Genomic DNA, 13,708 nt, shown 5'->3' with positions numbered 1-13,708 from the left:
TCCACCTGGAGCGTGGCGGTATGAAGTTTAACAAGCTCCGTCTCGTCGGTTTCAAGTCCTTCGTTGAACCATCCGAATTCATCATCGAGCCCGGTTTGACCGGCGTCGTCGGCCCGAACGGCTGCGGCAAGTCCAACCTCGTCGAAGCGCTGCGCTGGGTGATGGGCGAGAATTCCTACAAGAACATGCGCGCCTCCGGCATGGATGACGTCATCTTCTCCGGTTCCGGCAACCGTCCCGCCCGCAATACCGCTGAAGTCGGCCTTTATCTTGACAATTCCGACCGCACCGCGCCCGCCGCCTTTAACGACGCCGATGAAATTCAGGTGACGCGCCGCATCGAGCGCGAAAACGGCTCCGTCTACCGCATCAACGGCAAGGAAGCGCGCGCCAAGGATGTGCAGCTTCTCTTCGCCGATGCCTCCACCGGCGCACGCTCGCCCTCCATGGTGGGGCAGGGACGCATCGGCGAACTCATCAACGCCAAGCCGCAGGCCCGCCGCCAGCTGCTGGAAGAAGCGGCTGGCATTTCCGGCCTGCATTCCCGCCGCCACGAGGCGGAGCTTCGCCTGCGCGCAGCCGAGACCAATCTGGAGCGGCTGGAAGACGTGACCGCCCAACTGGAAAGCCAGATCGAAAGCCTGAAACGGCAGGCGCGCCAGGCCAACCGCTTCAAGATGCTGTCCGCCGATATCCGCGCCCGCGAGGCGACGCTGTTGCACATTCGCTGGGTGGAAGCGAAGGAAGCGGAAGGCGAGGCGGAAAGCGCGCTCAATCAGGCAACGAACATCGTTGCCGAAAAGGCTCAAGCCCAGATGGAAGCAGCCAAGCAGCAGGGCATCGCCAGCCTGAAACTGCCGGAACTGCGCGAGGACGAGGCGAAAGTCGCCGCCGCCCTGCAACGCCTGCAGATTGCCCGCACCCAGCTGGATGACGAGGCCAACCGCCTGCTGCGCCGCCGTGACGAGCTTGCGCGCCGTCTGTCGCAGCTTGGCGAGGATATCGTCCGCGAGGAACGGCTTGTCTCTGACAATGCCCGGATACTCGCGCGGCTGGACGAAGAAGAGGCCGAGCTCCTCGACATCCTCTCCGATTCCGGTCGCCACGCGGACGAAATGCGCCAAGCTTTCGAAGCTGCGTCCGTCAAGCTGGCGGAAAGCGAAGCCATCTTCACATCAATCACCGCCGAACGCGCGGAAGCCGCTGCCAGCCGGCAGCAGCTGGAGCGGGCGATCCGCGATCTTTCCGACCGCAAGCTGAGGCTCGAACGGCAATCGCAGGAAGCGACGGCCGAGATCGGGGCCATCGACGAGAAACTCTCCGGCCTTCCGGACCCCGCGGAACGGCGCGAAGCCGTCGAGGCGGCTGAGATCGCCGTCGAAGACGCGATGATTGTGGTGGAAGAGGCCGAGGCCGCCGTTGCCGAGGCACGTTCGGCCGAAGCGCTGGCGCGCGGGCCGCTGGAAAAGGCGAAAAATCGGCTGAACGCGTTGGACACGGAAGCGCGTACCATCACCAAAATGCTCGCTTCAAGCGCCGCCGCGAATGGCAGCTTCACGCCGGTGGCGGAAGAAATGACGGTCGAGCGCGGTTATGAAGCCGCACTTGGGGCGGCGCTCGGCGACGATCTCGAAAGCCCGCTTGATGCGAGCGCCCCCGCCTATTGGGGCGGCAATGGAAACGGTGCGGATGATCCCGGCCTGCCGCAGGGCGCCAAACCGCTTCTGGACCATGTGCAGGCACCGGATGCCCTTCGGCGCGCCCTTGCGCAGATCGGCGTCGTTGCGAACGTTTCGGAGGCCCGGCGGCTGTTGCCGTCGCTGAAGGCCGGCCAGCGGCTGGTAACGCGCGAAGGCGCGCTGTTCCGCTGGGACGGCCATGTCGCCAGCGCCGATGCACCGGGTGCCGCAGCACTGCGTCTGTCGCAGAAGAACCGACTCGCCGAAATCGAAGCCGAACTGGATGAGGCCCGCTCCATTCTGGAAGAGGCCGAAGACCAGCTTGCCGCGAAAACCGAGGAGATCAGAAGCAGTGAATTGCGGCTTTCGGACGCGCGCGACCGGAGCCGGCTCGCGACCCGTCAGCTTGCCGAGGCACGCGAGGCGCTGACATCGGCCGAACGCGCCTCGGGCGATCTTTTGCGCCGCCGCGATATCGTCTCCGAAGCGTTGAACCAGATTGGCGCGCAGATCGATGAGATCGCCGTTCAGGAGGAAAATGCCCGCATCGAAATGGAAGACGCGCCTGATCTTTCCGTGCTGGATCTCAAGCTGCGTGAAAGCCAGATGGAAGTCGCGACCGATCGCGGCCTGCTGGCGGAAGCGCGCGCGCGCCATGAGGGCGTGAGCCGCGAGGCGGAAAGCCGCCAGCGCAGACTTCAGGTTATAGGGCAGGAACGTTCCACTTGGGCATCGCGGGCGGCAAGTGCCGCCGACCATATCGCCACGCTGCGCGAACGTGAGGAAGAGGCACGCGAGGAAATCGCCGAACTGGATATAGCGCCCGAGGAATTCGACGAAAAACGCCGCAACCTCCTCAACGAATTGCAGAAGACCGAAGACGCTCGCCGCGCCGCCGCCGACCGGCTGGCCGAGGCCGAAAACCTGCAGCGCGCCGCCGACCGGGTGGCGGCAACGGCGCTTTCCGAACTGGCAGAAGCCCGCGAAAAGCGCGGCCGCGCCGAAGAGCGGCTGGTTTCCGCCCGCGAGAAACGGCAGGAGGCGGAACATCGCATCCGCGAAACGTTGAATACCGAGCCGCACATGGCGTTTCGCCTGACCGGCCTTGGCCCTGACCAGCCGAAGCCGGATATACGCGATGTCGAGCGCGATCTGGACCGGCTGAAGATCGAGCGCGAAAGGCTTGGCGCCGTCAATCTGCGCGCCGAGGAGGAACAGGCCGAGCTTTCCGCCAAGCTCGCGGCGCTGATCAAGGAGCGGGACGATATCATCGATGCCGTACGCAAGCTGCGCGCTGGCATCCAGAGCCTCAACCGCGAAGGTCGCGAGCGGCTGATTGCCGCCTTCGACGTGGTCAATTCACAGTTCCAGCGACTGTTCACCCATCTCTTCGGCGGCGGCACGGCGGAATTGCAGCTGATCGAATCCGATGATCCGCTGGAAGCCGGCCTCGAAATCCTCGCCCGTCCGCCGGGCAAAAAACCGCAGACCATGACGCTGCTGTCAGGCGGCGAGCAGGCCCTGACGGCCATGGCGCTGATCTTCGCGGTATTCCTGACCAATCCCGCGCCGATCTGCGTGCTGGACGAGGTGGATGCGCCGCTCGACGACCATAATGTCGAGCGCTATTGCAACCTGATGGACGAAATGGTGGCCTCCACCGAAACCCGCTTCGTCATCATCACCCACAACCCCATCACCATGGCCCGCATGAACCGCCTCTTCGGTGTCACCATGGCCGAACAGGGTGTATCTCAACTCGTGTCGGTCGATCTGCAGACCGCCGAGCAGCTCCGCGAAGCCGTCTGAGCCCGACCGCAAAATTCTCTTAAAACGCGAATTTTTCAGCCGATATCACCCATTCGGGTGGGCAAAGACCCGCGCTACCTTGCTATCATCATCGCGAGCCTCAGGGTGCTCTCCCAGAACCCCTCCATCCGGTTTCCTGTACCGGATGGGTTGCCTTGCGAGGTTGCTGCAACAGCCTCGCAAGGCATTTCTTTTCCAAATGCCATCTGCGTCGTGCTCGACGATTGCATCTTTATACTCAATGGGACGATATCTTTAATTGCTGGGCTTATAAAGGTTATTGATGAAAATTTATATGAATTCTGCTTACGTGGACGATGATAGCATTTTCGTTGAAACTTTTTTCAACTATATGGACCTATATATTCAAAGGATGACTTATAAAGTTAACGAATCCATTTCGAGTATACGTTGCGCAGAGGTGGAAATAGCTCGAGCATTGCGATATGAAGGTGAAGTTAATAATGGTGGTCACAACCAATATATAAATAACCTTGACGGAGATCAGGCCGAGATGGCGATCGCGCTTGATGGCCTTACTCTCTTAGGTGCTGAAAGACAGGTGAACATTCTTCGCGAAATGATTCGCTGGACGAAGGCCAATCCCAAGGAAGTGTATCGTATGTTGAGTACCGACGATTATATAAAACAACCGTTGCTTGAGTCTCTGGATGACGATTTATTTTCAATTCCGTCAGAACTATCGGTTAGTCAGCACGCCGCGAATTGGCTAAGAAAAAACGGCAATTTCGTTTATGTGACGGAGGAACAGTACGAAGAAATAAGACAACGGCTTTTCACGTCTGGGCTTGTTAATTAGCCGTCCTTTCAAGCCATGTAACTCAGTCATGGCGATAAGGCTGCTGTTGGGGATGAGATTGGACGTCGTCTACTTCTTAACCTCTCAAGCTTCCCCCGGCACCAGCCGCAGCCGCGTGCCCCATGGGTCGATTGCCTCCACCACATTGTTCTCCATCTCCACCAGCACGTAACCGGCCGCTCGCAACCGCGTTTTCTGCGCCTCCAGATTGGCGGGATTGCGCACGATGATCGAAAACCAGTCGAGGCCGGTTTCCATGGCGTTTCGTTCCTTTGCGCCGCGGCTGTTCCAGGTGTTCACTGCCAGATGGTGATGGTAACCGCCGGAGGAGAGGAAGGAGGCGTCCGCGCGCGCATCCTGCGTCGGTTGTAAACCCACCGCCTGCTCATAAAAGGCACGGGCGGGGGCGATTTCACCGACACGCAGGTGAACATGGCCGATGCGTATGCCGGTCGGCGCGGCCTCAAAATCGCTTTTCGTCGTGTCGGTCAGCGCCACCAGATCATCGACATCGAGCGGCTCCGTGCCCATCTTGACCACGTTACCGCTCCAGACCCATGTGTCCTTTGGTCGGTCGCTATAGACCTCGATGCCGTTGCCTTCGGGATCGCTAAGATAGACCGCCTCGCTCACATTATGATCGGCAAAGCCGGTCAGGGGCACCTGCTTGAGCGCCGCATGCACCAGCCAGCGCGCCAGATCCTTGCGGGAGGGCATCAGGTAGGCGATGTGAAACAGGCCGGCGGAAGTCGGGCTCTCGAAATCCGCCGCCGGCTTGTGCACGAGATCGAGCAGGGGCACTGTCCCAACCCCCAGCGTCACGCCCCTTGCCGTCCGCTCCACCTCGTTGAAGCCGAGAACCGAGCGATAATAATCGATCATCGGATCAAGCTCACGCACCCGCAATGCCGCTTGGCCGATATGCATGGGCGTCGTCAGGGCGAAGGGAACGGCGGCAATTGCAGGGGAGTTGTACCCTTCTGCCCTTAACGCGCCGGCAAGTGCACTGGCTGCACAGGAAATTCCGGCAAATTTAAGCGTCTGGCGGCGGGTAAATTGCATGAATAATCTCTTTGTCGCGATTTGAATGGCTTAGGAAACACTCCGTTACTTCGCATTACACGAATGCGTCAGTGCTGCTGTTATGTCGTGTTTAAGGCAATTCTGGCGCGGAATCCGCCGCAATTATGCTGCACTGCGATGTAAACTGCTCCCAGTGGCGTTTCCAACATGCCGCCGATGCTGTAGATGATAGAAAAATGACAACGCTTCTGGGTGGAGAGCGTGGAATGAAAAAATGGGTTTATACCTTCGGCAACGGTGTCGCCGAGGGCAGGGCAGGTGACGTTGCCATATTGGGCGGCAAGGGCGCAAACCTTGCCGAAATGGCAAGTCTCGGCCTACCCGTTCCTCCCGGCCTCACCATTATCACCGATGCCTGCGCGCTTTATCACAAGAACGGACGCGATCTGCCTGATGACCTGAAGGTTCAGGTCATGGCGGGCCTGCATGGCATGGAAACCGTGACGGGCAAAACCTTCGGCGGCAGCCAGTCGCCGCTGCTCATCTCCGTTCGCTCCGGCGCGCGTGCCTCCATGCCCGGCATGATGGATACGGTGCTCAATCTCGGTCTCAACGACCGCACCGTCGAGGCGTTGGGTCACGATGCGGGCGATGCCCGTTTCGCCTGGGACAGCTATCGCCGCTTCATCCAGATGTATGCCGATGTCGTCATGGGCCTCGACCATGAAATGTTCGAGGAAATCCTCGAAGATGAAAAAGGCCGGCTTGGTCACGAATATGATACGGACATGTCTGCGGTCGAGTGGCAGCACGTCGTTTCGCTTTACAAGAAGCTGATCGAGGATGAGCTTGGCGAGGCCTTCCCGCAGGACTGTCATGTCCAGCTCTGGGGCGCAATCGGCGCTGTGTTCGCCAGCTGGACCAACCACCGGGCCGTGACCTATCGACACCTGCACAATATTCCCGGCGACTGGGGCACGGCCGTCAACGTGCAGGCCATGGTCTTCGGCAATCTCGGATCGTCATCGGCAACCGGCGTTGCCTTTACCCGTAATCCGTCGACAGGCGAGGCAGAGCTTTACGGAGAATTCCTCGTCAACGCGCAAGGCGAAGACGTGGTCGCCGGCATCCGCACGCCACAATCCATCACCGAAGCCGCGCGTCTCGCCTCCGGTTCCGACAAGCCTTCCATGGAAAAGCTGATGCCAGAAGCTTTTTCGGAATTCCTGGCGATCTGCAAGCGGCTGGAAACCCATTATCGCGACATGCAGGACCTGGAATTCACCATCGAGCGCGGCAAGCTCTGGATGTTGCAGACCCGCTCCGGCAAACGCACAACCCGAGCCGCGATGAAAATCGCTGTCGACATGGTAGAAGAAGGGCTAATTTCGCAGGAGGAAGCCGTCTGCCGCATTGAGCCGTCCTCACTCGACCAGTTGCTGCACCCGACCATCGATCCCGGCACATCCCGACCGATCATCGGCTCCGGTCTGCCGGCCTCTCCGGGGGCGGCGACGGGGGAAATCGTCTTTACCGCCGAAGAGGCGGTTGCGGCGGAAGCTGAAGGCCGCAGCGTCATTCTGGTGCGCATCGAAACCAGCCCGGAAGATATTCACGGCATGCATGCGGCCGAAGGCATTTTGACGACGCGCGGTGGGATGACAAGCCACGCCGCCGTCGTCGCGCGCGGCATGGGCATTCCCTGCGTCACCGGCGCGGGCTCCATGCGCGTCGACATGCGCAATAAGGTGCTGATCGGCGTCGGCTGCATGCTCAAACGCGGCGATGTCATCACGATTGACGGGTCCTCCGGCAGCGTGCTGAAGGGAGAGGTGCCGATGACGCAGCCGGAACTGTCAGGCGATTTCGGCAAGCTGATGGAATGGGCGGACGATCTGCGCCGGATGACCGTGCGCACCAATGCCGACACGCCGGCAGACGCCCGCGCTGCCCGTGCCTTTGGCGCTGAGGGCATCGGCCTCTGCCGCACCGAACACATGTTCTTCGAAGGCGACCGCATTCATGTGATGCGCGAGATGATCCTCGCCGAAAGCGAAAAAGGCAGGCGCGCCGCGCTCGATGAGCTTCTGCCGATGCAGCGTTCGGATTTCACCGAACTGTTCCAGATCATGCACGGCCTGCCGGTAACGATCCGCCTGCTTGACCCACCGCTGCACGAATTCCTGCCGAAGACCGATGGCGAGATCGTGGAGGTGGCGGCTGCCATGGGTATGCCGCAGACGGTGTTTCGCCAGCGGCTCGATGCGCTGCACGAGTTCAACCCGATGCTTGGCCATCGCGGCTGCCGTCTCGCCATTTCCTATCCCGAGATTGCCGAAATGCAGGCCCGCGCCATTTTCGAAGCCGCCGTTGCGGCGGCGCGCATCACTGGTGCACCCGTCGTGCCTGAGATTATGGTGCCGCTGGTGGGGCTGCGCTCGGAGTTAGATTATGTGACCGCGGTCATCGATGGCGTTGCTGCCGCCGTCGCCAAAGAGACCGGGATGGAGATCGAATATCTCACCGGCACCATGATCGAGCTGCCGCGTGCGGCCCTGCGTGCCCATGTCATCGCGGAAGCGGCGGAGTTCTTCTCCTTCGGCACCAACGATTTGACACAGACCACCTTCGGTATCTCTCGTGACGATGCGGCCCGTTTCATCAATACCTATCAGCGCAAGGGCATCATCGAACGCGACCCGTTTATCTCGCTCGATTTCGACGGCGTGGGCGAACTGATCCGCATCGCCGCCGAACGCGGCCGCCAGACGCGGCCGGAGCTCAAACTCGGCATTTGTGGGGAACACGGCGGCGACCCGGCCTCGATCCACTTCTGCGAGGATGCCGATCTCGACTACGTCTCCTGCTCGCCCTTCCGTGTGCCGATTGCCCGCCTGGCAGCGGCGCAGGCGACTTTGGCCGCAAAGGCAAAGCAGGGCGAAACGCGCAGCAACGTTGCCTTCATTCCCGTCAGGGGTTCTGTCGGACGATGATCTGACGCTCGACGACGACGGGCCGGTAGAACATGTCGCGGTTCATCTGCGCCTGCCAGGCGCGGTTATCCGCGCGCCGGTCGAGATCAAGGTCAAGCAGGCATCCCGCCATCGAGTCCGTGCCGGGGCGGAAACCATACCCCCGGCATGTCGCCTCATCTCGCGCCCGCCGCTCTTCCGGCGTCAGCGTCTGGCAGGCGGTCAGCGCCATGAGGGCGGCGAGCGAACCGAGGACGATGGAAACACGCATCTTGTTTCTCCCTGATGTGACAGCCGTACGGCTCGTTTATTGCCGCGATTGATACGCCTGTTTGCATTTGGGGAAAAGCCGCGCAGGCGCGGAAAGTTGCCACCGCGCCTCGCTCCCATGCGCAAAGATTCCAGTTCCGCTGCAATCGCCTGTCGCGTGCGCGCCGTCACTCCGTGCAGCCGGAAAGCAGCGTTTCCCGGTTGTCGCTGAGAGTGGCGTTGTTGCCCTCGGTGCGCAGAACATAGGTGTAATTGCGATTGATCGCCTTATAGACGGCGCCGGACGCGGCCGTCTGCTCCGCCATTGGGATCATTTCGTCCATCTGCAAAAGAATTGCGAAACTTTTTCCGTCTGCGCCGTTAACGTAGACCACACGCATCGTCTCATTGTTTGCACAGGCGTAAGACACGGCGTCGACCGTCGTGGAACCGGCGACTGCTGACGACACATGGGCACCAAGCGCCAGGATGCTCATGAATGTTAAAGATAATATTTTCATGTTCTTATTTTCAAAATTTTTGAGTTTACAAAGTTTTATCTCAAATATAACTAAATTATCACTTAAATAATATTCAGTTATATTTGCTTATTTTGTTTTTTATTTTGTCAAAAATGTGGATATTCTGGCGGGAAGCCGGGTGGCCCCAGGGAATTCAGGTGCGCTTCGAACTGAAGCGCACCTGGTCTTTTTATTAACTCTCCGTTAGGCCGTCACAACGTCCCGGTCATCGAGCGCGTCGATATCCTTCGCATTGTTGTAAACAGCCTCGTTGAGGATGCCCTCGCGCTTGGCGACGATGGTCGGCACCAGCGCCTGACCAGCGACATTGACCGCCGTCCGGCCCATGTCGAGTATAGGGTCGATGGCAAGCAGCAAGCCCACGCCTTCGAGCGGCAGGCCGAGCGTAGAAAGCGTCAGCGTCAGCATCACCACGGCACCCGTCAGGCCCGCCGTTGCGGCGGAGCCGAGCACGGAAACGAAAACGATCAGCACATAGTCCTGAATGCCGAGGGGCACCTGGAAAAACTGCGCGATGAAGATCGCCGATATTGCCGGATAGATCGCCGCGCAGCCGTCCATCTTGGTGGTGGCGCCGAGCGGCACCGAGAAGGCGGCATATTCGCGCGGCACGCCGAGGCTCTTTTCCGTCACGGTTTCGGTGACGGGCAGCGTGCCGATCGAGGAGCGCGACACGAAGGCCAGCTGGATGGCCGGCCATGCGCCCGCAAAGAACCGCGAAGGCTTCAGCCCATGGGCGAGAAGCAGCGCCGGATAAACGACGAAGAGCACCAGCGCCAGACCGATGTAAACGGCGGCCGCATACCAGCCGAGCTGCGACAGCGTCGTCCATCCATATTGGTCGACCGCGCGCCCAAGCAGACCGATGGTGCCGAGGGGGGTAAGGCGGATGACCCACCACAGGATTTTCCGCACAATGGCAAGCAGCGACTGGTTGAAGGCGAGGAACGGTTCCGCCGCCTTGCCGGCTTTCAGCGCCGCGACGCCAAAGGCAATCGACACCACGAGCAGCTGCAGGACGTTGAAGTTCAGCGAGGTGCTGCCAGCGCCATTGTTTATCTTGGTCGAGGCTTCAAGCCCGAACACGTTAACGGGCACAAGACCCTTCAGAAAGTCCAGCCACGAGCCGGTGGAGGAGGGCGCTGCCGCTGCCGTATTGGCAATGGCGGTGTTGACGCCCGGCTGGATGACAAGGCCGAGCACGATGCCGATGACGACCGCTATCAGGGCGGTGATGGCGAACCACAACAGCGTCTGCCAGACGAGCTTTGCCGCATTGGAAAGGTTCTTTAGATTGGCGATGGAGGCAACGATGGCCGTGAAGATCAGCGGCGGCACGAGCGCACGCAGGAGCTGCACGAAAATCGTGCCAATGGTCTGCAATATCACCGAAAGCCAGTTGGGATTGCCCGCGGCATCCGGCCCAATGTTACGGGCAACAAGACCCAGCAGAAGGCCGATAACCATGGCGATCAAGACCTGGAAGCCGAAATTGCGATAAAAGGGTTTAGACCCGGATGAGCGGATAGGTGTCGTTGCCTGTGACATGGCCTGTCTCTTTTTTATGCAAGAAAACGAGAATACTGCACTTTTCATACGCATTCTCGAGGGGAGTGGCCGAGAATACGCCGATTTCCTCAGCAATTAAGGAATGAACATGCGTATTTGTTGCATTACCGGGGGATCATTCTCTGGAGCGATTTAAATACGGAAAAATATTCCACCCTTTCGGCGCCTTCGCGGCCAGGCGCTCAAACGCTATCCTATGGCAGCGCCCTGGCGGCGATTCAGTCCTTCGAAAAACCACGTCGCTGCGGTGCGGACGGGACTTGGTTGGAGGCCAGATCAGCTTCGCCACGAAGGAGAACGCCGCGCGGTTGACGGGTCTATTGCCTTCTCCTTTGTTTTCCTTGGCGCAAATCCGGTCTATGACATCATATGCAGGTGATTCCCTGCCGATAATTCGGGTGCAACGCTCTTTAGCCAATGCGATCTAACGGATATCCGCTTTCATGACTGTGCGTTTCGTCCGGCCATTTTCGATTGCCGCCTATCTTTCCCGTTATCTGGGCCTTGCGGCGCTGGTGCTGTTTTTGATTGCGGCGGGCGTCCACCGGTTCGGCCCTCTGACGACGCCCGATTTTGTCGGCCTGCTCATCATTGCGGCGGGCATCGCGCTCGCGGCGGTCGTTCTGGCGCTGATCGGCCTGGAGCGCTTATGGACCAAGGGCGCACGCGGCGGCCTTTCGGCGCTGGCGGCGCTGCTTCTGTCGGGCCTGCCGCTGGGTGTGGTTGGCTACGGCGCCTTTCTCTACTGGCAGCAACCGAAGATTTACGACATTTCCACCGATCTCAGCGACGTGCCGGAGTGGCTCGTGACGCCAGCCGCCAACCAGCAATGGCTGGTGCGGCCTGCCGTCATCACCAAGGCTGATCGCGACGCGCAGATGGAGGCCTATGCCAGCCTCGCCGGCCGCCGCTATGAAGGCGCGATCGACCGCATCTATGCCGCCGCCAAAAAAATGGCTGCCGCCCAGTCCATCCACATTACCCATACGAGGGGCGTGATCGGAGCGGAAGATGCACCCTCCGTCGGCGTGCCGCCGCAGGATCGGACGCAGCCGGCGGAGGATGCGCCTGTCGAGGACCTGCCGTCTGTCGTGCCCGTGCCCATGGCCCGCCCGGCAGAAGCACCGCAGCCGACTTTCTTTAACGGCAGCGGGGTGGTGCTGATGCAGGGCGAAACCCGCACCCGCATCTGGGGCCTGCGTTTCGATATCCTCATCCGCCTCAGGGAAGAAGCCGAGACCACCATCGTCGACATCCGCGTCGCCTCCCGCTACGGCCCGCATGATCTTGGCATGGGCGCCGCGATTGCCGAAGCCTATCTCGATGCGCTGGATGCGGAAATGCAAGGTCTGAACGACAATTGAGGCCAGACGCCGAAGGCTTGGCTGGCGCTAAGCTTCGGCAAGATTTGGGCTCTGCATCGCCGCGAGTTTCTCCTCCCCGCCGGGGAGAAGGTGGCCCGAAGGGTCGGATGAGGGGGCAACCTCTCGGTATATCTCTACCCGCGCCCCCTCATCCCGCTGCCGCGGACTTCTCCCCGGCGGGGAGAAGAGACAGGTGGCATCCGCTCGTTCCCTATCGAACCGGGCGTAAACGGCGAAAGCATCTTGACAATTCGCGCCTTAAAACCCCGTCACGCCGGAAAATATTCACCCGTGAGCGAAGGCGCGCCATCCGTCCGCACTTCGCCCTTTTCGATCAGATCCTCGATATGCGCCAGGACGGAAAGTGCGGCCGCCCCATGCAGACGCTTGTCGGTGCTGGCATAGATCACCTTCACCATGTCGGCGATCAGCCGGTCGCCGTCCCGGATACGTTTCAGCACCGCCTTTTCCCGCATGCGGCGGTGGGCGCGCAAGCCGCGCATGAAAGCGGTGGGATCGGTGACCGGGCCGCCATGGCCGGGCAGGAACAACCGGTCGTCGCGGGTCAGCAACCGCTCCAGTGAAGCCATGTAGTCGCTCATCGCCCCATCCGGCGGTGCGACGATGGTGGTGGCCCAGGCCATGACGTGATCGGCGGAAAAGACGATGCCGCTGCCCTCCAGCGCAAAGGCGGCGTGGTTTGCGGTGTGACCCGGCGTATGCAGCGCCGTCAATGTCCAGCCATCGCCGGAAAGGCTCTGCCCGTCGCCAAGTGCAAGGTCAGGCACGAAAGCCGTATCGGAACTTTCGGCAAAGGGATTGGTCTCGCCCACATGCAGCGGCCGGGCGGCGCGGTGCGGACCTTCCGCCACCGTCACCGCCCCGGTCGCCTGCGCCAGCCTGCGGGCAAGCGGCGAATGATCGCGATGGGTGTGGCTGACGAAGATGTGCGTGACTTCGCGTCCTTCGAGCGCAGCCATCAGCGCCTGAAAATGCGCCTCATCCTCCGGGCCCGGATCGATGACCGCAACGGAGCGGTCGCCGACGATATAGGAGTTGGTGCCATGGAAGGTAAAGGCGGAAGGATTGTTGACGGTGATACGCTGGACAAGCGGGGCGACAGGGACCGCCTCGCCATAGGCCGGCTTGAAATCGAGATCGAATGCCGGGTCCGCCATCGAGACCTCCTGAATGAATGCCATGCCGCCCGTGCAGACGACACCCGCCGCACAATCGCCAAGCCCTATCATGCTGCCCGCGGCCGGGCACCCAAAAAGCTTGTATTTTGTGAAAAAATTGCTCGCCGGGTCATTGCCGCGCCGGTCCGGCTTTGCTAATCAGGCGCGGTTCGGGCAGCGGCGTTTCGCTTACACTGCCCTGTTGGGGCGTCGCCAAGCGGTAAGGCACCGGTTTTTGGTACCGGCATTCCCAGGTTCGAATCCTGGCGCCCCAGCCATCTATCCCCAAGTCAAAACAGTATCCGCAGATCCCGGCGACCGTCACTGACGCGAACTATTTCCACGGATCGTATATTGTCGCCATCGGTATCCGGCACGGTTTCGTAGAGAATGATATAAGGCGCTTCAATCAGCATGCGGGCGGATGGAAAAATTTCCGGGTGGCGCTCGCCTTCAACAAAAAACGCCGCGCATCCAGAGACACGCGGCGTCCAATCTTAAAT

At 60.6% G+C, this 13,708-nt stretch carries 9 protein-coding genes, 1 tRNA gene and 1 pseudogene; 5 read left to right on the top strand and 6 right to left on the bottom strand.

Features of this window, described 5'->3' with window-relative positions:
• Window positions 1-20: 20 nt before the first annotated feature.
• Together AT6N2_RS06595 and AT6N2_RS06590 are read left to right on the top strand one after the other, a co-directional pair.
• Window positions 21-3,488, top strand: a complete 3,468-nt coding sequence (locus AT6N2_RS06595) for a chromosome segregation SMC family protein (protein WP_209089416.1) — start codon at window positions 21-23, stop codon at window positions 3,486-3,488.
• A 295-nt stretch (window positions 3,489-3,783) separates the two neighbouring features.
• On the top strand, window positions 3,784-4,308 hold the full coding sequence (locus AT6N2_RS06590) for a DMP19 family protein (protein ID WP_063947800.1): 525 nt from the start codon (window positions 3,784-3,786) through the stop codon (window positions 4,306-4,308).
• Window positions 4,309-4,392: 84 nt separating this feature from the next.
• Here the strand turns inward: AT6N2_RS06590 and AT6N2_RS06585 are convergent, their stop codons facing one another.
• The gene (locus AT6N2_RS06585) at window positions 4,393-5,370 is read right to left on the bottom strand and encodes a VOC family protein (protein WP_144575543.1); all 978 of its coding nucleotides are present in this window, start codon (window positions 5,368-5,370) and stop codon (window positions 4,393-4,395) included.
• Window positions 5,371-5,597: 227 nt separating this feature from the next.
• On the opposite strand from AT6N2_RS06585, the gene ppdK reads away from it, so the two are divergent.
• Complete coding sequence (gene ppdK / locus AT6N2_RS06580) at window positions 5,598-8,324, top strand: pyruvate, phosphate dikinase (RefSeq protein WP_209089413.1); 2,727 nt, start codon at window positions 5,598-5,600, stop codon at window positions 8,322-8,324.
• Here ppdK and AT6N2_RS06575 read toward each other — a convergent pair.
• The 3 genes from AT6N2_RS06575 to AT6N2_RS06565 form a co-directional block, all read right to left on the bottom strand.
• On the bottom strand, window positions 8,302-8,574 hold the full coding sequence (locus tag AT6N2_RS06575) for a hypothetical protein (protein WP_063947803.1): 273 nt from the start codon (window positions 8,572-8,574) through the stop codon (window positions 8,302-8,304). The two genes, ppdK and AT6N2_RS06575, sit on opposite strands and share 23 nt — an antisense overlap.
• Before the next feature lie 166 nt (window positions 8,575-8,740).
• Window positions 8,741-9,073 carry an MliC family protein gene (locus tag AT6N2_RS06570; protein ID WP_209089410.1) on the bottom strand — a complete coding sequence of 111 codons (333 nt, stop codon included), beginning with the start codon at window positions 9,071-9,073 and terminating at the stop codon, window positions 8,741-8,743.
• 204 nt (window positions 9,074-9,277) lie between these two features.
• Complete coding sequence (locus AT6N2_RS06565; protein ID WP_209089406.1) at window positions 9,278-10,642, bottom strand: dicarboxylate/amino acid:cation symporter; 1,365 nt, start codon at window positions 10,640-10,642, stop codon at window positions 9,278-9,280.
• Window positions 10,643-11,106: 464 nt separating this feature from the next.
• Between AT6N2_RS06565 and AT6N2_RS06560 the strand changes: the two genes are divergently transcribed.
• Window positions 11,107-12,027, top strand: coding sequence for a DUF1499 domain-containing protein (locus AT6N2_RS06560; RefSeq protein WP_063950820.1), 921 nt, complete (start codon window positions 11,107-11,109; stop codon window positions 12,025-12,027).
• Between the two features lie 269 nt (window positions 12,028-12,296).
• On the opposite strand, the gene AT6N2_RS06555 is transcribed toward AT6N2_RS06560, so the two are convergent.
• Window positions 12,297-13,205 (bottom strand): MBL fold metallo-hydrolase, encoded by a 909-nt coding sequence (locus AT6N2_RS06555; RefSeq protein WP_209089403.1) that lies wholly within the window; start codon window positions 13,203-13,205, stop codon window positions 12,297-12,299.
• Window positions 13,206-13,408: 203 nt separating this feature from the next.
• On the opposite strand from AT6N2_RS06555, the gene AT6N2_RS06550 reads away from it, so the two are divergent.
• Window positions 13,409-13,483, top strand: a tRNA-Gln gene (locus AT6N2_RS06550).
• 12 nt (window positions 13,484-13,495) lie between these two features.
• Here the strand turns inward: AT6N2_RS06550 and AT6N2_RS24125 are convergent.
• Window positions 13,496-13,657, bottom strand: a pseudogene (locus AT6N2_RS24125) (type II toxin-antitoxin system RelE/ParE family toxin); the annotation flags it as partial.
• Between the last annotated feature and the right edge of the window lie 51 nt (window positions 13,658-13,708).

Origin of the sequence: Agrobacterium tumefaciens (assembly GCF_017726655.1) — a bacterium.
GTDB lineage: Bacteria > Pseudomonadota > Alphaproteobacteria > Rhizobiales > Rhizobiaceae > Agrobacterium > Agrobacterium tumefaciens_B.
This window is presented reverse-complemented; position numbering and strand designations above follow the sequence as displayed.